The 24045-nt window shown below is 68.6% G+C and carries 21 protein-coding genes; 9 read left to right on the plus strand and 12 right to left on the minus strand.

From position 1 onward, the window contains the following. Window positions 1–190: 190 nt before the first annotated feature. From ABD52_RS19355 to ABD52_RS19375, 6 genes are all read right to left on the minus strand, one after another. The gene (locus ABD52_RS19355; RefSeq protein WP_047892733.1) at window positions 191–1015 is read right to left on the minus strand and encodes an HNH endonuclease; all 825 of its coding nucleotides are present in this window, start codon (window positions 1013–1015) and stop codon (window positions 191–193) included. A 668-nt stretch (window positions 1016–1683) separates the two neighbouring features. Beyond that, window positions 1684–2031, minus strand: a complete 348-nt coding sequence (locus ABD52_RS19360) for a helix-turn-helix transcriptional regulator (RefSeq protein WP_085985950.1) — start codon at window positions 2029–2031, stop codon at window positions 1684–1686. A gap of 286 nt (window positions 2032–2317) precedes the next feature. Further along, complete coding sequence (locus ABD52_RS19365; protein WP_085985951.1) at window positions 2318–2581, minus strand: DUF3703 domain-containing protein; 264 nt, start codon at window positions 2579–2581, stop codon at window positions 2318–2320. Between the two features lie 21 nt (window positions 2582–2602). Beyond that, on the minus strand, window positions 2603–2752 hold the full coding sequence (locus tag ABD52_RS39820; RefSeq protein ID WP_157547425.1) for a hypothetical protein: 150 nt from the start codon (window positions 2750–2752) through the stop codon (window positions 2603–2605). 294 nt (window positions 2753–3046) lie between these two features. Beyond that, window positions 3047–3652 (minus strand): ImmA/IrrE family metallo-endopeptidase, encoded by a 606-nt coding sequence (locus tag ABD52_RS19370; RefSeq protein ID WP_013289143.1) that lies wholly within the window; start codon window positions 3650–3652, stop codon window positions 3047–3049. A gap of 3 nt (window positions 3653–3655) precedes the next feature. After that, on the minus strand, window positions 3656–4033 hold the full coding sequence (locus ABD52_RS19375; RefSeq protein ID WP_013289144.1) for a helix-turn-helix transcriptional regulator: 378 nt from the start codon (window positions 4031–4033) through the stop codon (window positions 3656–3658). Between the two features lie 173 nt (window positions 4034–4206). On the opposite strand from ABD52_RS19375, the gene ABD52_RS19380 reads away from it, so the two are divergent. The 4 genes from ABD52_RS19380 to ABD52_RS19395 all read left to right on the plus strand — a co-directional run bounded on the left by ABD52_RS19380 (window position 4207) and on the right by ABD52_RS19395 (window position 6775). After that, window positions 4207–4482 carry a multiubiquitin domain-containing protein gene (locus ABD52_RS19380; protein ID WP_013289145.1) on the plus strand — a complete coding sequence of 92 codons (276 nt, stop codon included), beginning with the start codon at window positions 4207–4209 and terminating at the stop codon, window positions 4480–4482. Continuing rightward, complete coding sequence (locus tag ABD52_RS19385) at window positions 4479–4865, plus strand: hypothetical protein (RefSeq protein WP_013289146.1); 387 nt, start codon at window positions 4479–4481, stop codon at window positions 4863–4865. Before ABD52_RS19380 ends, ABD52_RS19385 begins: the two co-directional genes overlap by 4 nt. Further along, window positions 4847–6208: a ThiF family adenylyltransferase gene (locus ABD52_RS19390; RefSeq protein WP_047892734.1), complete on the plus strand. Its 1362-nt coding sequence runs from the start codon at window positions 4847–4849 to the stop codon at window positions 6206–6208. Before ABD52_RS19385 ends, ABD52_RS19390 begins: the two co-directional genes overlap by 19 nt. Window positions 6209–6316: 108 nt before the next feature. Then, complete coding sequence (locus ABD52_RS19395) at window positions 6317–6775, plus strand: GNAT family N-acetyltransferase (RefSeq protein WP_013289148.1); 459 nt, start codon at window positions 6317–6319, stop codon at window positions 6773–6775. Between the two features lie 181 nt (window positions 6776–6956). On the opposite strand, the gene ABD52_RS19400 is transcribed toward ABD52_RS19395, so the two are convergent. The 6 genes from ABD52_RS19400 to ABD52_RS19425 form a co-directional block, all read right to left on the minus strand. Next, on the minus strand, window positions 6957–7373 hold the full coding sequence (locus ABD52_RS19400) for an Imm1 family immunity protein (protein WP_013289149.1): 417 nt from the start codon (window positions 7371–7373) through the stop codon (window positions 6957–6959). Further along, window positions 7370–7765, minus strand: coding sequence for a DddA-like double-stranded DNA deaminase toxin (locus ABD52_RS38360; protein ID WP_342341499.1), 396 nt, complete (start codon window positions 7763–7765; stop codon window positions 7370–7372). Before ABD52_RS38360 ends, ABD52_RS19400 begins: the two co-directional genes overlap by 4 nt. Window positions 7766–7854: 89 nt before the next feature. After that, complete coding sequence (locus tag ABD52_RS19410; RefSeq protein ID WP_013289151.1) at window positions 7855–8382, minus strand: DUF6244 family protein; 528 nt, start codon at window positions 8380–8382, stop codon at window positions 7855–7857. Window positions 8383–8510: 128 nt separating this feature from the next. Further along, window positions 8511–10958 carry a tetratricopeptide repeat protein gene (locus ABD52_RS19415; protein ID WP_013289152.1) on the minus strand — a complete coding sequence of 816 codons (2448 nt, stop codon included), beginning with the start codon at window positions 10956–10958 and terminating at the stop codon, window positions 8511–8513. A 1000-nt stretch (window positions 10959–11958) separates the two neighbouring features. Then, the gene (locus tag ABD52_RS19420; protein ID WP_013289154.1) at window positions 11959–13068 is read right to left on the minus strand and encodes an XRE family transcriptional regulator; all 1110 of its coding nucleotides are present in this window, start codon (window positions 13066–13068) and stop codon (window positions 11959–11961) included. Beyond that, entirely contained in the window at window positions 13065–13763 is a 699-nt protein-coding gene (locus ABD52_RS19425) for a hypothetical protein (RefSeq protein ID WP_152748278.1), read from the minus strand. The genes ABD52_RS19420 and ABD52_RS19425 overlap by 4 nt, the downstream gene beginning before the upstream one ends. Window positions 13764–14118: 355 nt before the next feature. On the opposite strand from ABD52_RS19425, the gene ABD52_RS19430 reads away from it, so the two are divergent. The 5 genes from ABD52_RS19430 to ABD52_RS38365 all read left to right on the plus strand — a co-directional run bounded on the left by ABD52_RS19430 (window position 14119) and on the right by ABD52_RS38365 (window position 24023). Next, window positions 14119–15234, plus strand: coding sequence for a DNA cytosine methyltransferase (locus ABD52_RS19430; protein ID WP_200905210.1), 1116 nt, complete (start codon window positions 14119–14121; stop codon window positions 15232–15234). 17 nt (window positions 15235–15251) lie between these two features. Beyond that, window positions 15252–17108 carry an ATP-binding protein gene (locus tag ABD52_RS19435; protein WP_174361753.1) on the plus strand — a complete coding sequence of 619 codons (1857 nt, stop codon included), beginning with the start codon at window positions 15252–15254 and terminating at the stop codon, window positions 17106–17108. Further along, the gene (locus tag ABD52_RS19440) at window positions 17108–18655 is read left to right on the plus strand and encodes a hypothetical protein (protein WP_013289158.1); all 1548 of its coding nucleotides are present in this window, start codon (window positions 17108–17110) and stop codon (window positions 18653–18655) included. Before ABD52_RS19435 ends, ABD52_RS19440 begins: the two co-directional genes overlap by 1 nt. Then, window positions 18652–23529: a helicase HerA-like domain-containing protein gene (locus ABD52_RS19445; protein WP_013289159.1), complete on the plus strand. Its 4878-nt coding sequence runs from the start codon at window positions 18652–18654 to the stop codon at window positions 23527–23529. Before ABD52_RS19440 ends, ABD52_RS19445 begins: the two co-directional genes overlap by 4 nt. A gap of 95 nt (window positions 23530–23624) precedes the next feature. Then, on the plus strand, window positions 23625–24023 hold the full coding sequence (locus ABD52_RS38365) for a very short patch repair endonuclease (protein WP_152748281.1): 399 nt from the start codon (window positions 23625–23627) through the stop codon (window positions 24021–24023). The last annotated feature ends 22 nt before the right edge of the window (window positions 24024–24045 follow it).

A 24045-nucleotide genomic window follows, 5' to 3' on the forward strand; every position in this document is an offset into this window, starting at 1 on the left:
GCCCTCATCCGCTGGGCCGCCATCGCCGGCATGACCCGCCGCATCACCCGCGGCCAACCCGCACGCCGCCAAGCCCGCCGCACCTTCACCCGGACCTGATCAACCCGATCTCAAACACGCTCTAAGAGAAGGTAGCTACGCCTCCGCCGAGACGCAACGACGGAGGCGTAGCTACCTTCCTGCCGGTCTCTTAATCCCGGTTCTTCCGCTTGTTCGACGGGTCTAGCCGGGCGACCTCGGCCCTAATCGACCCGGGTGGCCACTGCTTCCAGATCTCGGCCCGATACCAGGCGTGAACCCGTCCTGTCCCGGGGTCCTTCGACCGGCGCGAGGATATCGTCCAGCCCAAGAGGCGGAGTTCGCGTAGGCGCTTCTGCCAGTCCTCTTGATACTGCTGCATCGACGCCACCACCCCAATCAGGTCGGAGGGCACCCAGTCGCCTCGAAATGCCTTGAGCAGTTCGCCGATTCGCCCATGGGGCTCAGGGTGCATTGCCGCTGCCTGAATGGCGTCCCCGTACTTGTCGTACGTCGCGTAGAAGGCCTTCTTGCCTGCGTTGCACTCCTCGCATAACGGCTGGAGGTTGTCAATGTCGTCAGTCCCGCCCCATTCCCGGGGAACCTTGTGATCGACGACGAGCACGACTCCGTGCCCCAATGGGCTACGGCCACATTGAGCACAGCGCTGCGGTGAGAGGACCTGGGCTCTAGTCCTCTGGCTCAAGGCCCTCCGAGATCCGTCCTTCTTGGTCTGGCTCCAGCCCATCAGCTTGTAGCGGTGCTCGCCCCCAAACAACACTGTCCGCACATCGAAGTGGTCCCGGAGGTCCCGGACACGCCGGTCAGTCTGCGAGGGCGCTTCACCCAGTCGCTCGGCGACGAAGGCACGAATCTCGCGCATCGTCGGCGGGTTATCGCGCCGGTCGTACAGATACCTGTACAGCAGCTTGTGGGCCTCACTGGGAAGAATACTGAGCTCCGGCGAACCAGGCCGCGGTAACGGACGTTCCTGCATACCATCATGATCGCCGACACGTCCGTGCGTTGCCGGCTGCCCAGGCAGACAACGGTTTCGATCTCCTCGTCCGGTAGCCGTAGACCTTTCAGCTTCCCCCGGTGGGACGAGCGAGCGCCATACCGGACAACGAATTTGATCCCATCCGGGCGCTGGCTGTCCTCCTGGTGCCCGCCAGGGCTCCTGTGCGGCCGATCCGCGAGGACCGGCCCTGGGCCGAGGAAGGAGGCTGCAACATGTCGAGCTAAGGGCATGGCTGACTGGCCCGGCCGATGCCGGCCAGCCGCCCTCGAGCAGGACCCGAGTGACGTTGGTGTCACCGGATGCGCACAGGGCCGGTCGCAAGCGACCGGCCCTGTGCGTTCTTGCTGTTCAACTGGTGCGCCCGAAGGGACTCGAACCCCTAACCTTCTGATCCGTAGGAGGAAGGGTGAACCACCTTCCCCACCTAACACAAAGTCTCATAGAACGTGCTGTTTTGCAAGCCCTTCGTCCACGCGAAGGGCTTGCTGTTTCGGCTGGTCCGCGCGCTGCAGCCGAAGGGCGAAGCGCGCGGTTCCCCGATGGAGATGTCACCGTGCTGATTTTGCCGCGTTGATGCTCGCCCGGCGCCGAACATCCGAGCACCAACGGAGCACCATGCGAGCCGTGAAGTCCCTCCCGCAGGATCAGCGGGCCTTCTTCGTCGCCCGCTTGCGTGGCGGCGTCAACAGCTCGGCGATGCCCGCGATCGCGGACGGCACCAGGCGGTAGTACGCCCATACGCCACGCTTGTCCCGTTCAAGCAGGCCGGCCTCTGTGAGAATCCGAAGATAATGGCTCACGGTCGGCTGCGACAATCCGAGCGGCTCGGTCAGGTCGCTCACCGACGCCTCGCCCTCCGGAGACGACTGGATCAGGCTGAGCAAGCGCAGCCGAGCCGGGTCGGCGAAAGCCTTCAGCACTCCCGCGAGCCGCTCGGCGTCGGCGCGTTCGATGGGCTCGCCGGCGAGGGGCGAGATGGCAGGCTTCATCATGTTCGTGGATCCCACGTCCTGCATCGTCGCAGCAACACCGCCATAAGGCGGGCAGAACGAGGGTCGAATCACGCTTGACCGGCGGGGCGGAGCTGACGGAGCGCGAGGAGAAAGCATCGCTTGCGACCGCGTCAAACGAGTCTTGGACCAGACCAAGATGTGCACTCCCTCAGCTCTGCTGGCAGGGATGAGGGCGGCCAGTGCGGCGGGGTCACCAATGCCAGCGTGTAGCGCCCACCCGGTCATCTGGTCGGTGACCGGGCGGGCGAGGCGTGGGCTATTGGGCTCATCGGGCGGCGTCGGCCGCTGTTCCGGGCGCGTTGGCGAGCACCGCGGCCAGGCCGGCGGGAATCGGCATGGGTGGGGTCAGCAGTACGCGGGCGCGGCCGGTGTTGCCGACCGGGTAGCGGCCGAGCGCGGATCCGGGTCCGGCTACGGCGAGGCGGATGACCTGCCCGACCGCTCCTACGCGGTCGCGTTCGTGCAGGGCGCGGCGCAGCATGACGGCGTGGGCCACGGTGTGCGGCCACGGCCAGAGCTGGGACAGGATGTGCGCGCGTTCGGCGGCCCGTCACGCCGTCGCCGGGTCGGTCACGGTGCGGCCGGTGGTCAACTCGGCGTCGAACGCGACGCGCACCGCGGACAGCATCCGCCGCCCGATAGCCAGTGCGGTCATGCCGCATTCGACGAGCAGCAGGAGCAGCCCGGTCGGCATCCGCACGCGTCATCCTCGCTGGCACCGTGTCCATCTGCGACGGCACCGGCGCGGGTGCGGGTGTCAGCGAGCGGGACGGTGAGCAGGACCGCGCAGCAGGCATCACTACGCCACGCCTCCGGCCTTCCTTGACCGCCACGGCGGCGATGACCAGGGCGGCGATGGGGTCGCTCAGGACCAGCCGCGCAGGCTTTTCGCCCTGAACTCGCAGGACTCGTCCCCCGGCTGCCGCCACCCAACCAGGCCACCGGACGCCGACGTCTCGCCCAGCGGAGCAGCGAGGTGGTAGATGAAATTGGGCTACCAAGACTTTCCGGACTTGGCCCGCTTCGCGGCTGCGCGTTGGGCAACAATCCGCGTCCCCGTTCCGTTCATGCGCCACCTGGCAACCGGAAGGCTGACGTCGAAGAGGTCGGCGACTTGCTCGTCGTTCCTGCGCTCCCTGGCCGCCTTGTACGCGGCGGCCAGGGGCAGCAGCAGTTCGGCTCCAAGTTCCTGCGCTTCCCACTCCTGATCTTTGCTGGTGGGATTGGCGCAACCGTGGCGACCCTCGGCGCTGAACATGACCCGGTCGAACTCGTGTTCAAGGAGCACGTGGGCCATCTCGTGGGCGACGTTAAATCTGCGGCGGCGGGGCTGGTGTGAGGTGTTCTCCACGATGAACTGGCCCGTTCCGGCAGGCACCAGCGCGGCGGACCATGCCTCCGGACGCTCGGAGGCGTAGAAGGTCACTGATTTCTCAGGACATCCCATCTCCGCAAGGCTGTCCAAGGCGTGCACGGCGACGCCGTGCACGTGGGCGAGTTCGTAGGGGCAGAGCCGATCGTGTTCGGTGAGACCGAGGTCGGTCTTTCGGATGTCGATCGCTCGGCGCTGGATCTCAGCCTTGGGGAGCCTTTTGCCCACGTGTCACCGGTTCCGAGCCGCGCGTTGGGTGGCGTGCAGTTTCATGGCTGCTTCGAGCACGTTCTGTAGGTGTTGCTTCTCCTCCTCGCCGAGATCTTTGCGAGCCCGCAGGAGAACGCCGACCTCGGCGAGGAGTTCCGGCTCCTCGTCTTGGTCGTCCTCCGTGTCGGAGATCCAGAAGGTCTCCGCTGGCATCTTCAGCCACTGGGTAAGGGTCATGAAGGCGTCTGCGTCCGGCCGGTAGCCGTTGGCAAGGCGGGTCATCGTGGAAGGGCTACATCCCACCTCGCCGGCGAGCTGTCGCCAGGAGAGGTTCTTGCTTCTGCGCGCGGCGTCGAGGGCGGCGTACAGCGCCGGCACGTTGATCCTGGTCTGAGCCATGGGCGGGGCATCTCCTCGCAGGTTGCGCGAACCACCTTTCTACCACCGTTCGACATGTCGAACACTCGCGTGGTAGCGTTGATCTCGTTCGACAAGTCGAACGATGTCCTACTAGTAGGACACCTACCGTACCCGCTGCGCTCCAGCAGCAGCAACGATCCGAGGAGATCAATATGACGACCAGCGCGACCGAAAACGTCGGCGAGAACCAGCGCTCGCCCCGGACCATCACGGTCTCGGTCAACAACCAGCCGATCGAGTTGCCCGAGCGCCGGGTCACCGGCCGGGACATCAAGCAGGCCGCCGTCGCCCAGGGCGTCCACATCCAGCCCAACTTCCAGCTCTCGGTGAAGCGGGGCAACCGCTACGAGGTCATCGGCGACGACGACACCATCACGGTCCACCCTCACCAGGAGTTCCTCGCGGTCGCGCCGGACGACAACTCGTGACCGAACCGACCACGGCGGTCACCACCGCGGTCGACGCCGTCCGGGAACACTTCGCCGGCAAGCCGGTCGAGGTCACCCCGGACGGCCCCGGCGGCGCCTTCGTGATCGTTAACGACATTGAGATCGGCCCGGGCTACATCCCGTCGACCACATGGCTGGGCTTCCAGATCAGCGCCGCCTATCCCTGCGCGGATGTGTACCCCCACTACACCGGACGGCTGACCCGCACCGACGGGCAGCCTCACGGGCCGGCCATCCAACAGGTCGACTGGCAGAACAGGCCGGCTCTGCAGTTGTCACGCCGCTCCAACGGGTGGCAGGCCGGGATCGACAACGCCGCGCTCAAGGCCGAGAAGGTGATCAAATGGCTCGTCACCCAGTGAACCCGCCGGCGGACGGCTGGAGCCTCACTGTGCCGGCTCGGCTGTGGGCCGACCTGTCCAATCACCTGTTCCGAAGCGACAGGGACGAACACGGCGCGGTCATCCTCGCAGGCCGCGCGAAGGGCCCGCGCGGGCCCCGGCTGCTCGCCCGCGAGCTGATCCTCGCCAAGGACGGGGTCGACTATGTGCCCGGTGAGACCGGGTACCGGGCTCTCGCGCCGTCCTTCGTCCGCGACGCCGCAGTCCGGGCGCGGGAGGAGGGGCTCGCCTACCTCGCCGTGCACAACCACCTCGGCGGCGTCACGGTTGGCTTCTCCCGGATCGACCTGGCCAGCCACGAGCGGGGCTACCCGGCACTGCGGCAAATCACCGGCCAGGTCGTCGGCGGACTGGTCTTCACTGACCAGGCCGCCGCCGGTGACCTGTGGTTGCCCGACGGGTCCCGCGTCGACCTCGCGGAGGTCGTCATCCCGAGCGGCAACCTCATTCGCCTGCGGCCTCGCCCCGCCCGCGCCGGCACGGCCGAGCTCCTGCACGATCGGCAGGCGAGGCTCTTCGGTCAGCTCGGCCAGGAGTCCCTCAGCCGCCTGCGGGTTGCCGTGGTCGGCCTCGGCGGGGTCGGCAGCATCCTCGTCGAATTCCTCGCCCGCCTCGGCGTCGGCGGCCTGGTCCTGATCGACGACGACATCGTCGACGAGACGAACCTGCCCCGGCTGCTCGCCACCGAACGCGACGACGTCGGCCGGCCGAAAACCCTCCCCGCAGTCCGGAACGCCCGTCGGGCGAACTCGGATATCGACCTGACGGTGATGGCGGAACGAGTCGAGACCAGCACGGCGAGACAGTCGTTGAACTACTGCGACTGGATCTTCCTCGCCGCGGACAGCCACTCCGCCCGGTACTGGGTCAACGCCGCCGCCAACCAGTACCTGATTCCCACGACGCAGATCGGCGTCAAGATCCCCGTGAACGACGACGACATCGTCGGCCAGATCCACGCCGCCAACCGGTTCGTGGTCCCCGGAACCGGCTGCATGTGGTGCAACGGCCTCATCGACCCGACCGAACTCGCGATCGACATGCAACCCGAACACGTACGGGCTGCCGCCCGCTACGTCGCAAGCGTTCCAGCGCCCAGCGTCATCGCCCTCAACGGCCTCGTCGCCACCGAGGCCATCAACCACTTCATGCTCGCGGTCACCGGCATGCACCACGACCCCGACGACACCACCTCCACGATCCACCTGCCCAGACGGCGCGAACGCACAGGCCAGATGCCACGTCGTGACAAGGACTGCCCATGGTGCTCTCCAAACGGGCACCTCGGGCGCGGTGACGGCTGATCAGGGCAGTGGCGATCTTGCCGACGATGGGGGTGCGCTGGCCGGGCGCCCGGCCGTGGCCATACCGCCGCTCCCGGCTCGATCCGTGCACGAAATAGGATGCGTCGAGTGACGTTCGACTTCATCGAGAAGCGGCCCGGACCGGGTGACCAGGTGATCTGGTATCCGTTCGCTGAGAACAGCGACTTCAGCCCGAGCTGGTGGGACTACCGGTCAATCGACGGCGTCAAGTCATACACCTTGCTGGAGGTCCGCCAGGGTGGAGTGGAAGTAGCACGGATCGAGCTCGACCCCGGCGTCGTGATCGATCACTACCTAGGAACCCCTGAACTCGGCAACGCAGCACTCGAGATTGAACTAATCGAGGTGGCGGAGTCGCACCGACGCCGAGGCATCGGGACCAAGATCATCGGGGCGTTGGCGTCCAGTTACCCCGAACGACGACTGCTCGCCTTCAGCGAGGAAGCCGACGACTTCTGGGCGTCGCTGAGATGGACGCGATACGACCACCCGGAGGGCCCGCAGCTCAACCGCCCCTTGTACATCCAGCCAGCCGAAAAGGTCTGAGTAAACGCGGCGGCGGAACAACGGGACGGATCGAGCGACCCCTGAACGGACGGCGCGACTACCGGCGCTAGGTCGAGTCGTACCGCCCGTAGAAGCCGTCCGGGTCGTACCTGCGGGGCACGCAGGGCCTTCGGCATCACGGGTGGGCGCGCCAGAGCGCGCCGCTGCCCTCGCCACGCGATCACTCGGTGACGGCCGCCAGGTGCGGCGGTTCGCCGCCGGTCTTGAGGAAGGTGACTGCCAGTTGTATCGCCGTTTCGGGCCGAAGTTGTAGGTGCTCAGCTGGGTACTCGGTGGGCACTCCGCCGAAGTCGAAGTGGAGTCCCTCGGCCGGGGTTTCCGCTTTGGGGTCGTTGAGGTAGCCGCCGTCGTCAGCGATGTGTACTGCGAAGGCGTGGGTGGGGTGACCGAGTCCGATCTGGATGCCGGGTGGCAGGTCGTCGGGGTCATTGTCGGTGTCGCTGAAGATGGTCAGCACGACGGGCTCGCCGGCCTGTTGGATCTCGCGAAGGAGGGCTCCGAGGGCGTCGGGGTCGGTCAGTTCGACCTCGTGGTTGTCGCGCTGGTCGCCCCGGTCGTAGGTCCAGGTCACCTTCATGCGATCGCCTTTCCGTTTCCGGTGTAGGTACGCCAATGGCGTACCTGCCCGTCATCGTCGCGTACGTAGACGGCCAGCCGCGCGCCGGCCGGCAGGAGCCGGGAGAGGATCTTCTCGCAGCCGTAGGGGGTGTAGTCGCAGGGCGGATTGTTCGTCACCACAGCTGCCTGGGTGATGTGGTCGCGGCGCATCCGGGCGGCAAGCTTGGCTTCCAGATGGTCGGTCGTGGTGGCGATGAGTTTGTAGGCAGGCTTGAGGTCGGCGGCGGCGTCCGGGTCACGGCCAGACCTCATGGGTATCCGCTCACCACCGATCAACGCCACACCGGAGGTAGGGTCTTTCGCTTGCCGTCGAGGCAGGTCCCGAGCGGCATCGGTCAACCCTTCGGGCACCAACTCGGGCTGAGCCGGTGCTTCCGTTGCAGTCGCAGACGTGTCGCGTGTGGCGGGCGGTCGGCTAATGTCGCTGCCACCGCCCGTCGTCAATTTCCCAGTTCACCGACCTGCCGAGCCTGCGCCAGCGCCGTATCGACGTGCTGTCGGGCTTCGGTCCCGCGCGTCCGGACGGTCGCCAGGACCTGCAGCACCTGCTGCAGCCGCGATAGCGTGGGACCGGGCTGTCCTCCCTGCAACGCCGCCGTGACCAGCCGTCGCGTGTCATCGACCGCGGATCCGGCCGCAGTGACATGGCCGTCGACGGCGGTCAGCGCGGCTACGACCGGCGTAAGCGTGGCGATCGTCTCCTGCGGTGACGGCTGCTGCGGCACGGCACTGAGCGACCGCGACGCCTCACCCAGGACCCCACCGGCCTGCGCCAGCCGAGACCGGGCCTGTCCGAGCACTTCTCGCGCGCGAGCCAACCCGGCAGCGATGCCGGCAAAGCCGGAGGCCACCGCCCGAGCGGTGATCTGCTCGATCGCATGGTCGACAGCGCCAGCCTCCTGCTGGGTCCGGTCCACACCCGCCGCCATTGCCTGCAAGTCGGTGCCAATGCTGTCGGTCAGTGACATCGCGTCACCCTCCGGCTCCGAGTCCGTTAGATCCGTGGCAGCGTAGAGATGAGTGCCAGTCGAGCACAACCAATGCGCACAACGGCCTCCAGCTGAGGAGCCCGTATCCCTTGAATGAACAGCAGGCGTCAGGCCTCGCCTCTCCATTCCCGCAGAGCGCCAGCCGTCGCCACCGTGTTGGGGTGGTCATCGCCCAGCAGCCGAGTACTGTCGGCAGTCACTCTGGTGAGGAGATCGATCGCCTCGGCAGTGCGCCCCGCCTGCCGATAGGAGGCCGCCAAGTTTGCACGGGCGGTCAATGTGCTCGGGTGCTCCTCACCGAGGAGTCGCACGAAGTCGTCGACCACCTTCGTCAAGAGGTCAATCGCCTCGGCAGTGTGCCCCGCCCGCCGATAGGAGACAGCGAGATTCGTGCGGGCGATTAGTGTGCTTGGGTGCTCCTCACCGAGGAGTCGCACGAAGTCGTCGACCACCTTCGTCAAGAGGTCAATCGCCTCGGCAGTGCGCCCCGCCCGCCGATAGGAGACAGCGAGATTCGTCCGGGCGGCCAACGTGTCCGGGTGCTCCTCGCCGAGAAGGCGCGTCCGGCCGGCGGTCACCTTCTCCTCAATGGTGATCGCCTCGGCAGTGCGCCCCGCCTGCCGGTAGGAGCTGGCGAGGTTGGCGCGGGCGGCCAACGTATCTGGGTGCTCATCGCCGAGAAGGCCCACGAAGTCGTCGACCACCTTCGTGAGGAGCTCAATCGCCTCGGCAGTGCGCCCCGCCTGCCGATAGGAGACAGCGAGGTTGGCGCGGGCGCCCAGCGTGTCCGGGTGCTCGTCACCGAGTAGGCGTGCGCTGTCGGTGGCCACCTTCTCCTCAATGGTGATCGCCTCGGTTATGCGCCCCGCCTGCCCATAAGAGGCGGCGAGGTTGGCGCGGGCACTCAATGTGTGAGGGTGCTCATCGCCGAGTAGCTGCACGTAGTCGGCGACTACCCTCTTGATGAGGATGATCGCCTCGGTAGTGCGCCCCGCCCGTCGATAGGAAGTTGCCAGGTTGGCATGCGCGGCCAGCGTGTCCGGGTGCTCCCTACCGAGAAGGCGTGCGCTGTCGGTCGCCACCTTCTCCTCAATGGTGATCGCCTCGGTTATGCGCCCCGCCTGCCCATAAGAGGCGGCGAGGTTGGCACGGGCGGTCAATGTGTTCGGATGCTCGTGACCGAGCAGCCGGACCGCCTGTTCGGTCATGTGCTTCCAATATGCGACGGCGGGCGTGTGCAGGCCGGCGCGTAGCAGGCTGATGCCAGCTCTGGACAGCAGTGGGTGCCCGTGGGGTTGCCAGAGCAGATCGCCGGCGATGTCGGCCAGGGTGTTGGTGTTGGCGCGCAGCGCGTTGATGAGATCGGTGGTGGCGTGGTCGGCGTCTGGCCATAGTTGCAGCAGCGCGTCGGCGGTGGCGTGGGCGACCGACACGGAGTCGGTGGTGGTTTCCCGGGTGGCGCGGGCAGTCAAAGCATGGATGCGAACGGCGCGAGTGGTGTCGGTGGGGGTGTGGATGAGCAGCCCGTAGCGGTGCAGCAGCCGCATCGCTTTCCACGCCTCGTCGGTGGTGACGGGCTCGCCGGTGTCACCCCGACCGTGGGTGGACAGGTATTCGGTGACCGCAAGGGTGGACCATAGTGCGTCGGGGTGCCCTGCCGGGTCGGCCATGGCGGCCAGCGCTAGGGCGGGGCGGGCCAGCCCGACAGGTGCGGAACCATCGGCGGCATCTAGAGCGAGCAGCAGGGTGACGGCCACGGGCCGCCCGTAGGCGTCGGGGTCTGCGCTGGCGGGCATGAGGTCTGGCAGCCCTTCACCACCACTCTTGTAGCGGGCCAGGTAATTCGCACACCCCTCCTCCTGAGCGATCATGTAAGCGGCAGCGTGGGACAATGCCAGCGGTAGATGCCCCACCGCGGCGGCAAGGTTCGGGGCTTGGTCGTCGAGCAGGTGGGCGCACCCGACACCGGCAAGCCGGTCGGTCAGGTACATCAGCGACTCACTCGGGCTGTACACGCCGACGTCGGTCTTCCTCCGGCCGGAACTGAACAGGGTGGCATCCTGCAGGCGGGTCGTGGCCAGGGTCCAGCCGGTGGGTCGCGGCGGTGGCCACCAGCAGCCGAGTAGGGCCGGGTCAGTGATGTTGTCTAGGACGAACAGCCAGGTCCGCTCGGTGCTGTTTAGCCACTCCAGTAGCGCCGTCGCGTCAGCGGTCGGGTCAGCACCGTCGGCTCCGGGAACACCGGCCTTCGCTGCGGCGCGGGCGTAGGTAGTGACGACCTGGTCAGGGCTGGCGGCATTGACCCATACCACCAGGTCTGTCGCGCGCCCGTTGATGGCGTCCCAGGCAAACCACGCCGCCAGCTGCGACTTACCTACCCCTCCGCCACCAGCCAATACCCGCGCGTTGCCGTCATGGTCTCGAGCCTGATGAGGCAAGAGCACGTCATAACCGCAGCTGCGGGTGTTGAGGATCTTCTCCCGTAAGTCCTCTCTTGGCTGAAACGCCGATGCCAATGCCGGAGGCCGCCCCACCACCACCGGCCACAGCGGCACTGCAGGAGCCTGGTGCTGGTGGTACTCGGTCTTGACACCACCGAGAATGATGCCGGAGTTGGCTACGCCACCCCTGCTCGCTCGCGCATTGCCGGAATCGGTAACGCTGGCCCTAGTAGGTTCTGCGTCCGCTGCGGCTCCGCTGGCGGCCATTACTGTGAGCCACGCTGGATGCCGGTGTTGGCCACTGAACCTGGCCCCTCAGCGGTCGCGTCCCCTGAACGGACCACCTGTGCCGACCGGTCCCTGGCGTCGGTCTCTGCTCCGGTGTTGGCTCGTCCACCAGCCTTGGCGATGGCCTTACCGCTCTCTTCTACCCGGTCCGTATCGGGCACCGACACGCCTCCACTCTGCCGTGGTGGTAGTAGGTACGGAACTGCCAGAGCAACCAACGCCACGACCGCGCCGATGCTGCTGGCCGTCTTGTCGGCCTTGTCCAGTCCAACTACGACCAGGTACACCACCACACCAGCAAGGAGCACACCAAAGACAACCCGTCCCGCCCACACCCACTGCTGGCTCCGATGAGGCACCGCGGCCACCCCCTAGCGAATGGGCCCAGTCTACGTCCTCATTCACGCATGGCGATCACTCGATCGCAGTGCGAGCGCTGCTACGCCTCCCCTTCGACAACCAAATCCGCGGAGAGCCCTTCGTGACGGCTTCGAACGGACCGTCCTGGGAATCCTGGCCGCCGCGACCGCGGTACTTCTTGCCATCGCCGTGGTGGGTTCGACGGCCGCGAGCTGGCCAGTGGCGTCGAACGTCCTGCTCCGGCATTCGGGAGGGACGCGTCCGGCCTGCGGACTGTGCACCACCGGCCCTCGGCAGCGGATCATGGGCATGACGCCCGCTCACCGGTCGTTTGCCCGGCTCCTCCGTTACTCGCGCGCCGTCGGTAGGAGCACAGCTAAGTGCTCGGTCCGGTACGAATTTACTGAGGGGGAAGACGTTGGCACGACATCAGCCGTACACGTCAGGGCTTCAGGCGGAGCACCGACTATGCCTCGACGTCGAGCCCCAGGGTGATTTCCGATCCTGCCGACACCACCACTTGAAGCATGTCGGAGGACATGCCTGCCTGCTCTGCTACAGAAGTCACGGTGTGCTCCTGCTCGGCGAGGAGAGCGGCGGCTTTGCCGAGCAGTGAGGGCTGTTCGCGGTGTCCCAGGTCTGCTGGCTCGGGGTAGCCCCACTCGGCGAGCATGTTCATGGCCCGCCGGTATGTGTAGTCGCTGTAGATGCCCATGGCGTGGCCTCGGTAGACGAGCGCCTTGAGTGAGAGGCCCCAACGGCGTTTGGTTCGCTGGAGCTGCTCGAAGTCAAGTCGGGCGGGCAACTCGTCGCGGAGCTGGCGGCTCGGTGCGAGAAACTGCGACCCAAAGGCCGTCGCTTCTCGCTCGAGTATTTGGCTGCCGGGCTCGGCGTCGTGGTGCAGCAGCAGGTGAGCGAGTTCGTGAGCCACGTCCATCCGTGACCGCGCCTTGTCGTTCTTGCTCGGGCTGAGGAACACGAACGGCCGCGACCCGTACCAGTGGGAGAAGGCGTCAACCCGCTCGGAGACGTCCGGCAACGTGAGCACGACAACTCCGGCCGCCTCCAGCAGTCGAACCATATGAGGCACGGGTTCGTCGCCCAGACCGAGGGCGTGGCGGGCGGCTACCGCCGCCGCTTCGAGGTCGCGGCTGGACGCTTCCTCTGGCAAGTCGATCGACGGCAGCCGCAGCACCGGCAGCTGTAGGTGCTGTTCGACAGCGTCAACGACACGCCATGCGATCTCGCCGAATGCGAGGGCCTGGTCCCGTTCGGCTTGCGTCGTGGTGCGCAAGCTCCGGAAGTGCGGGTGACCCGCCGTCACCGGCGCAGGAATGCCGGCGGCAAAGAACCGGACCGGGACGGCAAGAGCGAGCGCGAGGCGGGCCAGCGTCGCGGGCGACGGACGGGACTGCGCCAGCTCGTACTGGCTCACTGCGGCAGCAGTCACCCCTACCTGGCGGGCCAGCTCCTTCTTGCGGATCCGTCGCCACCGGCGGGCGAGCGTCAGCGCGTGGGGCTGAAACGCTGCCGCTGCCAGCGCCGGTGCTTCTCCCCGGTCGCGGGTGGCCGTCACGCGAGCGCTGACAGCCGCACGCCGTCACCGCGCCGCTTCGGCCGGACCATGACCTCGAGCTCCGGGATCGGCACCTCGCCGGGCAGCGCGGGACCTGGGATTGCAGAGCTGCCGCCCGTGGCCACCAGCACCGGGTGAGCCGGTTGGCCGATCCAGAGTTGCACCTCGAACCAGGGGGATCCCCCGTCGCGGTTGTCCCGCGGCAGTCCGAGGTAGGCGACCGCTTCGCCGGTGTCGAGGTCGCCCGCGTGCGCGACACGAACGTGGCGCCGGCGCGGAACCACACCGGTAAACGCCTCGGGGAACTGCTCTTCGTCGTCCAGTGCGAGTTGGCCGCCTCGACTGTTCTCGACGGCTCCGCCGAGCCGCGCTTCGCTGCCTTCCCAGCGGATCGACTCGACGCTCGCGCCGGTGCCGCCCTGGAGGGAGTAGAGCCGCACGATGTAGCCCGCGCAGAGGATCTCCAACGAGTTGTCCTCGATCCGGGCGTCGACGCCTGCCAGACCGCCGAACTGCGCCACTCCCAGGTTCGTCAGGTTGCGCCAGACCGTGGTACCGAAGCTCATAGCGTCGTCGCCCAGGTCTGGCTCGTGTCGGTCAGCTGCCCTCCGGTACACCTGCCGGATTAGGTCCGCGAGGGGGGTGAGCACGCCGTTCTTGTCGAGGGTTGCGACGGCTTCGCTCAGGTGATCCACGGACGGAAACATAGCAGGTACTTCAGTTGATGTTGTGAAAGTCAAGTCCGGGTCGCGAGTCGGGCGCTGCGGCACGCCAACCACGCCTGCTAGCCCAGCTGCGGCGCGAGCCTTCGCGGCCTTGTCCCTGATCGCAGCCCGACCGGCAGCGCGGGCGCGTATGATGCCTGCGGGTCGCCTGCCTCCTGTCGGAGGCTGCCGATAGGGTGCAACCCATGCTCAGGACGACCCCGCGACACGCGACCTCGACACCGGTCGGCGAACGCCGACGGATTACTGCAGGCCACGGGCGTTCCGTCGGGTCGGGCGGCGGGCTCTGATGGCGCGGCCAGCTGGTCGCTACGCCGCAGTTTCCATGTTCTCCGGCTGCGGCGGTATGGACCTCGGCGCGGAGCAGACCAAGCGTGTGGGCGTCGTCTGGGCAAACGACATCGAGCCGTGGGCCGTCGAGACGTATCGGCGCAACCTCGGGCGGCACATCGTTGCCGAAGATATCGCCGAGCTCGACGTGCCAGACGTGCCCTGCGACATCCTGCTCGCCGGGCCGCCGTGCCAGGACTACTCCACCCTTTGGAACCACGACGGCCTGAAGACCGCGCGAGGCAACCTGTTCCGCCATGTCGCGCGGTTCCTGGACGGGCTGCGTCCGGCAGCCTTCGTGCTCGAGAACGTGCCGGGCCTCCTCTCCGCCAACCACGGGGCTGCGTGGACCCTCGTCCGGCACGCTCTGCGGTCGCCGTCGAGCTTCGTGAGCGGCCCGAGGAACGGGCCGGGTGTGCGGTACGACCTGTCGGCCCAGGTCATCGATATGGCAGACCTGGGCGTCCCGCAGCACCGCGAGCGCCTGATCGTCGTCGGGGTGCGCCGAGATCTGAAGGTTCGGCCGCCGATCATCCCGGAGCCCTACGCCGGGCGGCACGTAACAGTCGCCGACGCACTCGACACAAGTCCCATCCCGGACGACGCGCCGAACCACGAGCGCGGGCTCGACGGACCCGAGGTAGTCAAGCGCCTCGAGCTCATCCCGCCCGGGGCGAACTACGGCGTCATCCCCGAGGGGCACCCGTCGGCGGTCAAGGGGCTGATCAGCCACGTCTACCGGCGGCTGGACCCGGACAAGCCGGCCTACACCATGATCGCGGGCGGCGGCGGCGGCACGCACGGCTACCACCACGTCGAGCCGCGGCGGCTGAGCAACCGCGAGAAGGCGCGGCTGCAGGGCTTTCCCGACGACTTCGTCTTCGAGTACGGGACGGTGCGCAACCGGGCATCGGCGTACGCTCGCGTCCGCCGGCAGATCGGCAACGCTGTCCCGCCTCCGGCAGCGAAGGAGATCGTCGACGCGCTGACTCAGGTGCTGCTGTCAGCAGGCGTGCCGACCCGCAGGGCAGCCGAGCTGAACGCTCTACGCCGGCTGGCAGGACGCACCACCCAACCTGAGCGCCAAGCCGAGAGGAAGGCAGCCGGCTAGTGAAAGACCCCCGAGAAGTGTCGGACGAACTGCCCGCTGTCGCCGCCTTGCGGTCGCTGTCGGTGTTTAGCGCCGACCAGGCCGGCGCCTACCGCGAACACTTCCAGCGCCTCGGCGAGGCGCTCGGCGCAGATGTTCCCACCCGCTTGGCTCAGTACGTCGCCGCGTGGGCCGAGTCCGGGCAGGCTGGGGCCGTGGTGTTGACCGGCAACGCCGGCACGGGCAAGACCGCAGTGGCGGAGACGTACTCCCGCGCTGTCGGGGGCGACCTTCCCGAAGGCGACGACCTGCGCGAGGTCGCCTCGGGCCGCTGGGTGGTCAAGGACCTCTCGGGGCTTCCGGACGACGCGGCGCGGCGTTCGACGCTGCAGGCGGTCCTCACGGGCCTGGCAGCAGGGTCCGGCCAGTATCTGGTGTGCGCGAACGAGGGCGTCCTGCGCGACGCGCTCGACATCCTCGACCACGAAGACCTCGCCACAGCCCTCGACCAGGCGCTGCGCAGCGGGGCAGCTGAGGTCGGCAAGCTGGTAGTGGTCAACGTCAACCGCCAGCGCCCGACCGCGCCTGGGCTGTGGGACGCCCTGCTCGACTTCCTCGTGCGCGAAGATCTGTGGTCCGGCTGCGCCGGCTGCCCGTTCGACCTCGGCAGCTGCCCCATGCGCAGCAACGCCGAAGCGCTGCGGGACCCGCAGGTGCGCGAGCAGCTACGGACCCTGGTCCGCCTCGGCGCCGGCGAAGCGGTGCCGACAATCCGGGAAGTCCTCTCGGTGCTCGCCTGGGCCGTCGTCGGCGACCGGACGTGCAAGCACGTCAAGACAGCAACGCGGGACATGGAAAGGGCCGCCTTCACCGCCACCGACGGGTACTTCACCCGCGTCGTGGGCGGAGGCCTGACCCTCGACGCCATCGAGCGCTCGCCGCTGATGGCGGGGATGCGCACTGCCCAGCTGGGGCACGTCAGCGACCTGGAGATCGACGGCTGGCTGCGGGACACCACCGGAGCGCCCGACGTGGTTCGGCTGCTCGCCGGCGATCCTTCGCTGGTCGAGGACGGGCCCGACGGCAGCCTCGCCCTGGCTGGGAGCCGCTCGCCGCAGGACCGGGTGCGCACCAAGCAGGGGACCATGACGTTCCACCACCTGGGTGAGCTCGTCAGCACCAGCGAAGACCCGACGAAGGTAGACGACGGGTTGGACGCGCTCGTCTCCGGCGACCGGGACAGCAACGCGCCCGCCCAGGTGCTGTGGCGCCAGCGCCTCTATTTCGAGGCCAGCCAAGCGCTGGGCGGCGCCGACGTCGCGTCGAGGCGGCTGCTGGGATACCGCTACGTCGCCGACCTCGTGCGCTTGGCGCAGAAGGCCGCCCGCAGCGAGGACGTCGTCATCGAAGTCTCGGAAGTGGTGCGCGGCCTGAACTTCCTCGTCACCGGGTTCTCCAGCCCCCACGAAGGGCTCGTCGTGCCAGACCCCGCCTGCCTGTTCGCCCGCGACCCCGGTTCCTTCCGGCCGGCGAGGCCGTCGCTGGTGTACGGACTCGTCCCGCTGGAGCGGCTGTCTGTGCGGGTGCCCGACCGCGGGCTCGTGGAGCGGCTGCTGGATGTCGACCACGTCGACGTAGAGCTGGTCGTGGACGGCCGCGACGACTTGTCGCTGCGGATCCGCCCGAAGATGTACGAGGCCATCCGCGAGGCCGCCGACTTCCAGGGACCCGTCGGCCAGGGCGTCGCCGAGATGAACGACCTGCGCGGCTTCTACAGCCGGCTTGCCTCGGCGGAGGCCGCCGGCGACGCCATCCGCGTCGCCGATCCCGACTCCGACCCGCCGGCACTGGTGAAGGTCAACCTGCCGTACTTCGCGACCTCTCGGAGGGCGTAGTGCTCCTCGACAACCGGAATCTCACCCCCGGCCGGGTCGCACAGGTGCTGTTCGGCTTGGACCCCGACCGCGACGAGCGGGCTCCGCAGCTGTGCGCGGAGACCCTGCTCACCCTCGCCCAGAACCGCTACCGCGCCCCGGCCAGCAGCGACGAGCTGCGCAGCCCCAAGCGACAGCGGTTCGCCCTGCGCAGCTTGGCGCTCGCCACCAACTTCCTGGCGGGCCGGGAGGGGCGCGCGGGCGAGGACAACATGACGCCGAACCTGTACGGCAAGCTGCTCGCGTCGGGTTCCGATGTCCGCAACAGCGCCAACCTGGCGCTGGCCCAAAGCGCCCTGCAGGGGCTCGTCGACCCTGACACGCAGCGCGGCCAGCCGGGGGCGTGGCTGCTGAGGCCGTTCCACGAGTCGCTGCTGTGGTACGACGCGCGCAAGGCGCCGAGCCGACCCGACTGGACAGTGCGCAAGGTGTACATGCGCGGCAGCGGGATCACCCTCGCCCGCCTGCTCCTCGCGCCGACCGACCCGAAGGCGGCCGAGCAGGGGGCGCGCGCTGTCTCCGCCATCCGAGAGGCCCTGACGGGGCCGAGTCCGCTGGCGGATATCAGCCGCCGCCTGGAATCGGCACTGCAGACCGACGTGCCGTTCACCACCAAGACGCCGGACACCGAAGAGGACGAGAAGGCAGCTTGGGAGCGGGGCGAGGACGAGCTGCTGCAGCCGCTCGCGGCCAGCCTGTGCCGTCACGCCGAGGGGGTGATGTGCCAGGGCAGCGCCAGCGGGCCGGCCAAGCTCTGGCAGCTGCGCACCATCCTCGCGCTGGACCTGGCGGTACACGCCCTGAGGGTCGCCTGGGACGCCACCTCGACACCCGAGGAAGACCGCTTCCTCCTGCTGAGCTTCGGCGGGGGGCCGCGGTCGCAGGACCGGGTCCGGCAGCGGTCGGAAGAGTCGTACCGGCGGGCCCGGATCCGGCTCAACGAGGCGACGATCTCCACGGTCGCCCGCATCATGCGCCAGCTGGTGGAGAGAAAGACCGTCGTGTGGGCCGACGAGTTCGAGAACCGGCGCAACAAGCTCGACGGAGAGAAGGGCCCCGACGGGCTGCTGCACCAGCTCACCAAGCTGACCGCCCGCAGCTCGGACGACGAGTACCTGCGGCTGGCGCGCACGTCGGTGGAGAGCGCGAACTACGGCCGGGCTGAGGACGGGTTCCGGGTTTTGCTGGAGTCGGTGGGGCTCGTTGCTGGGACCCGCTACCGCTACCTGACAGCTACGCCGGACTTGCTGGCCGCCCTCGTGGGCGCGCTGTCGAGCCGGATGCCGATGCCCAGCAACGAGTTCTTCGCCGCAGTGCGGCAGGAGTGGGGACTGGTGATCAACCAAGAGTCGGCGGCGTCGACGAGCCTGCGCGGCCAGGTCGACGGGGCCGGCCTCGAGCGCAACGCCCGCCGGGCCGAGAGGCTCATGAGCGAGGCGGGACTGGCGCTGAGCTTGTCCGACCGGACCACCGTGGTCGGCGAGCGCGCGCAGAGGCGGTCGATGTGAGTCAGCGGCTCGGCGGCGCACTGGCCGCACACATCAGAAACCTGAGCGGAAGCTCCAAGTTCGTCCTAGTCGAGGGTGTCCCGACCAGCCTCGCTCTGGGCATGGCGGCGGCGTGGAGCGAGGCGCTCCCGCCGTTGGCCGTAGTGTCCGACTGCCCCCGCCGCTTCGGCGCCCACGCGCTGTCGGGCTCCGGGACGGGACTGCGCAACCGCTACCCGCAGGGCATCGTGCTGGTCCTGTGCGAAGGTCTGCAGGTCCCGGACCGCAGCGGCCTCAACCTGTTCGAGAACGTGTCGCCCGGCGTGCTCCTGGACTCCCCCGAAGGCCTGCTCACGATTGCCCGCCAAGAACCGGCCGCCAGCCTCGACGGCCCGGTGCGAGCGGTGCGGGAGGCTATCGCCCGGGTGGGCATCGCCCACAAGCCGAGCGCCGCGCAGGTAGCGGCATATTTCGACCTGGTCGCTGCCGGCGAAGACCCCCTGAAGAGCCTGCCCGCCCTGGGCGCCTTCGCCGACACCGCCACCGGCGAGAGGGTCGACGCCGACCGCATCGGCGACAACCTCGCCCTCGCCGCCCGCCGCACCAGCGACGACGTCCTGCGGCCCAGCGCCTACACGGAAATTCGCCGGCGCGCCGAGACGGTCCTCGGTCGACGGCCCAGGCTGCGCAACGAGCCGGCGGAGGCGAACGCCGCCGCGGCGGCCGTGATGACGATGCTGCAGTCCGGCAGCGAGCAGCTGCTCCAGGAGCTGGAGTTCGACGAGGCACGCGAGATCCTCGAACAGCGCACCAAGGACCTCGCCGACGTCGCGCTGCAGGCGCTGGCCGACTACCAGCGGCGGCACGAGGACGAGCGGGTTGCGCTGCTGCCCTGGCCTAGGTACCACTCGCGGGCAGAGGAACTCCGCCGCTCCGCTCAGCAGCGAGACGCCGCGCGGGACTTGCTCGACCTCGACGAAGCCCAAGCCCACGGCATCTTCGACAGGCCGACCAGGATCAAGCTCGAGAAGCTGCTGCGCGACAAGGCCATCAGCGGCAGCAACCCGTCCTGCCCCGAGAGCGCCCTGATCAAGGCGGTGCAGCAGCTCGGCGGTCCGCTGAAGCGCATCAGCCTCCTCAGCCCGAAGCCGTCGGCAGAAAACGCGAAGCCGAACCGCAGCGGCGCGGTGCGGTGCATCACCCTCGGCTGCGCGCGGCTGCGGCTGGGCGGGTTGATGCGCCGGCTCGAAAGCCGGGGCGTCGAAGTTGACGGCCTCCTCCTCCAGCCGGCCGACACCGACAAGACCGTCGAGGCGTCCTTCCACGACGCTGACCTCGCCTCGGGGGAACTCGCGCTGTTGCAGCTGCGGCTCCACGCCGCCGACGGCAGCACCGTCCAAGTCGACTGGCGGCCCGACCTCGACGACGCCGCACTGCTGCGCGCCGCGCTGCTATTCGCTGAGGAGACCGCCCTCACCCTGGCGGCGGCCGACGAGCCGACCCTCTCGTCGTTTTGCAGCAACGAGGCACCGAGCCCGCAGCCCGTTTCGAATGAACTGAAGCCGCTCGCGCACGAGCTGCGCGAGCTTGCGCAGCTGTCGCTGCAGGAAGGGCTCAGCCCTCAGCCCCTGCGCAGGTGGGCTACCAGCTGGGCTGCCGCCGGCAACGACAAGGCACCCGGCGCGGAGGCCGAGGTGGCAGAGGCACTCTCGCTGGCGGGGGCGGTCGAGGGCCCAGCCCACTGCGTGGCTCTCACCGGCTTCGCGCCACTGAAGGCCGAGTGGCTCGCCCAGTACCTCGACGCGCTGTGGTCCCTGCTCGACGCGGCCGACGCAAGCGACGACAAGCCTGTCGCCGCGACGGCCGCTGGAATCGCCCGCACGACAGCCTCGCACCACCCCGCCCACGTTCGCGCACGCCTGCGGGACAAAGCCATGCTGCCCACCAGCGAAGGGCGGCTCTGGAGCCTCTACGGCGGGGCCAACACCCGCGACGAAAGCGGCTACGCCGGCGCGGCGCTGACCTCGGTCGTGGTCCGGCTGCTTTCGCTGCAGCCTGAGGCCGCCGGGCACCTGCGCTGCCTGGCCTACGGACCCGGCGCCGCCGACCTGCTCGTCTCGCAGGCAGTCAAGCTCATCGGCCGCAAGACCGGCCGCGGCACCGTCGCCAAGGTCGAGGTGTTCTGCGTCGGGGAGGAGCCGACCGACAGGCCGCACTGGCAGACCCTCGCACGCGCGGATGAAGAGCTGCGCGACAGCCGCGACGTGCTGGAGCTGCGCTACCTCGACAGCCTCGCCCGGGCCCGCGAGGTCCTGCAGCAGCCGGGTTCGCCGAACCCGGCGGTGCACCTCGCGCTGGTGACCGGAATCAGCGACGGCGGAAACCGGCTGCAGATCGAGTTCCCCGAAGTGCCCGCACCGCGGGAGGACTCCGAAGTGCTCTTCGCTCCCCGGACCTCGCAGCGGCCTGGGAAGGAGCGGCGCATGCTGCTGATGCCGCCCGCTACGACGCGTGCCGGCATCACGTGGTTGAAGCTGCAGGCGGCTGTGGACGAATCCTGGCCGGAGGAAGGCGAGAAGATCCCGGTGCCGGAGGTCCGCACCGGGGCCATGGACATCGCCGAGCAGCTTCGGGAGGTCCACGACCTCGCGCTCTGGGTAGCCACCCTCGACCGCTACGCCACCCGCGACAGCCTCGAGCAGGCCCTCGGCGCCCACCGCATCGCCATCCTGCACCAGGAGCGCCGACTCGGTGGCGACAGCCCGCTGTCGCTGGTGCTAAGCCAGAAGTCGGGCGGCCCGGCAGACCGCGCCATCGGCCGCAGCCTGCGCGCAGCCAACATCGTCGCCGACCGGGACGTCGCCTTCAACGTAGGAACTGACCTCCGCAAGGTTGCGAGCCAGGGCTACGGCATCCTGGCCCTCGAGGCCGCCACCAGCGGCACGGGCATCAATGAACTCGTCGGCCACGTCGTGGCATTCTCGCTGCTCGCCCGCACGACCACCCCCTGGCCTCTGCCGCCGGGGTGCCGCGTCCTGCTCGTCAGCCTCGACGAGTACCGGCACTGGTTCCCCAGCCGCCGCGCCGACCTACTCGCAATCGCACTCGACCCCTCCGAGGAAGGGGTCCACGTCGCGGCCATCGAGGTGAAGGCCAGGCGCAGCGACGAAACCGACGCCGCTGCCGGTGCACTCGACCAGCTCAACCAGACGCTCGCGGCCACTAGGTGGGCCGCCTACCCCGAGCCCGGGTCCATCCACAGCCGCCTGTGGCTCAACCGCATCGCGGAGGCCGCCTACTCGGTGGCACGGGAGTCGCGCTTCAAGCTCGACGCCGAAGAACTGGCGGCGCTCGAGGCGTTCCGAACCGGCACGGGGACCCTGGAGTGGGCGGGCGTCGGCCTGGTCTTCGGCCCCAAGGTGGAGGAGTTCCACCGGCACTACCCGAACAAGGTGGCCAGCGACATCGTCCCGGTGGTGCTGCACAGCATCAAACTCACCGAGGACCTGCTGCTCGAAGCCGCGCAGGTGCGCATCACGGACCTGAGGACCGTCGAAGCCGAGCGCCCGCCTCTCAAGGGCGGACGGACGCGGCGCAGACCGGAGGCCAAGCCCGCAGAACAGGCGCAGCCGCCGGCCGACACAACCCGGGACGCTGACGTCCCCGAGCCTGCCCGGCCCTCGCCAAACGAGACGGCCGCGCCGCCGAACCCTCAGGGTACTGAGCCGCAGCAGGCCCGCACCTCCGAGCCGAGCGCGACCGAGGAGCCGCGCAGGCACACGCAGCCGACTACGTCCGCCACGGAACCGGTGCCGTTCCGCGCCCCGGTCTTGGGCTGGGACGCCACCACGGGCGAGGAGGTGCGCTGGCACCCGGCCGGCCCCGAGCAGGGCGTGCTCCAGAACGGCCACGTGGAGGTGTGGGGCAGCTCGGGTATGGGCAAGACGCAGTTCACAATGAGCCTGCTCGCGCAGCTCGCCCACCACAGCGGGAGCAAGTTCGGCATCGCCGACTTCAAGAACGACTACAGCGACGAGACCGGCTTCCCCCACCTGGCCGGCGCGAAATTCCTCGACCTGTGGAACGACGGCGCGCCGTACAACCCGCTCGCCTTGGGGGAGTTCAGTGAACGCGCGGTCAACACCGCCGTCATCGAACTGCGCGACACCGTCGAAGTCGCCACTAAGTCGTTCACCAGAATGGGCGTAAGGCAGCGGGCGAAGCTGGAGAAGGCACTGCGCAGTGCCTACGCCGTCGGGCGGGCAGAAGGACGGTGGCCGACGCTCCGGCTCCTCGACGACGAACTCGACGCTGACCTGTCCGGAGTGATCGGCGACCTGACCCACAACGAACTGTTCCGCGACGGGCCTCCCCTCGGGGAAGTCATCGACCACAACGTCGTCTTCGGGCTGAGCCGGATCCCCGGCAACGGCCAAACTACCGTCCTAGCCGCCGGATTCATCCTGTCAGCCCTGTTGCTGCGAGTGCAGTCCCTGCCGCCCGTACCGAACTCCGTCCGGTACGTCACCGTAGTCGACGAAGCCCACCGAGTCGCGGCCTTCAAGGCCATCGACACCATGATCCGCGAAGGCCGCTCGAAGGGCCTCGGCGTCGTGCTCGCCACTCAGCAGCCGGGGGACCTGCCCGACGTGGTCGCCACCAACGCCCAGACCAAGGTGTGCTTCCGCCTTCCGGACGCCACGGTCGCGGCCGCAGCCGCCCGAAAGCTCAACCCGAACGACTCGCGCCTGGCCGAGCAGATTCGGACCCTGGGCAAGGGAGAAGCCCTGGTCAGCTTCGGCGGGACCAAGCCCCGGCTGCTGCGCATGGCCCAGGCATACCGCGACCGCCGCGAACTCGGACTTCCCGGCGAGGAGGCCGCAACCGGGCAATGAAGAAGCACCAAGGGCGCCCTGCCACCGCGAACCGGACGCCCCGGAACGACACGGCCGCGTACTCCTGGGCAAGCAGCCCAGGGGTGCGCGGCCGCATGCAGCGGCAGCGGACTCGCGACACCCAGCCCGAGCTTGCGATACGACGCCTGCTGCACGCCGCCGGACTGCGCTACCGAGTCGACGTCGCACCCACACGATCGCTCCGTCGTCGCGCTGACATCGTCTTCGGCCCAGCCCGAGTCGCCGTCTTCGTCGATGGATGCTTCTGGCACGGGTGCCCACAGCACGGAAGCAGGAAAACCAAGACCAACACCGACTACTGGTCGGGAAAAGTCGCACGGAACCAGGCCCGCGACACCGCCACCGACGGTCTCCTCACTAACGACGGCTGGCTTGTCATCCGCGTGTGGGAGCACGAGGACCCTCGGGAAGCCGCCGAGCGGATCGCCAGCAGCGTGCACAAGCGGCGACGGTGGGGCAGCCGCCAGTCTTAGCCCGGTCTCCTAGCTGACGTAG

Origin of the sequence: Micromonospora sp. RV43, from assembly GCF_001029515.1 — a bacterium.
GTDB classification, from domain to species: Bacteria; Actinomycetota; Actinomycetes; order Mycobacteriales; family Micromonosporaceae; genus Micromonospora; species Micromonospora aurantiaca.

Coding starts and splice junctions, on each gene's coding strand:
- ABD52_RS19355 (WP_047892733.1), bottom strand. CDS start 1,015: ATGCAGGAACGTCCGTTACCGCGGCCTGGTTCGCCGGAGCTCAGTATT.
- ABD52_RS19360 (WP_085985950.1), bottom strand. CDS start 2,031: ATGATGAAGCCTGCCATCTCGCCCCTCGCCGGCGAGCCCATCGAACGC.
- ABD52_RS19375 (WP_013289144.1), bottom strand. CDS start 4,033: ATGGCTCAGACCAGGATCAACGTGCCGGCGCTGTACGCCGCCCTCGAC.
- ABD52_RS19380 (WP_013289145.1), top strand. CDS start 4,207: ATGACGACCAGCGCGACCGAAAACGTCGGCGAGAACCAGCGCTCGCCC.
- ABD52_RS19390 (WP_047892734.1), top strand. CDS start 4,847: ATGGCTCGTCACCCAGTGAACCCGCCGGCGGACGGCTGGAGCCTCACT.
- ABD52_RS19400 (WP_013289149.1), bottom strand. CDS start 7,373: ATGAAGGTGACCTGGACCTACGACCGGGGCGACCAGCGCGACAACCAC.
- ABD52_RS19410 (WP_013289151.1), bottom strand. CDS start 8,382: ATGTCACTGACCGACAGCATTGGCACCGACTTGCAGGCAATGGCGGCG.
- ABD52_RS19430 (WP_200905210.1), top strand. CDS start 14,119: ATGTTCTCCGGCTGCGGCGGTATGGACCTCGGCGCGGAGCAGACCAAG.
- ABD52_RS38365 (WP_152748281.1), top strand. CDS start 23,625: ATGCAGCGGCAGCGGACTCGCGACACCCAGCCCGAGCTTGCGATACGA.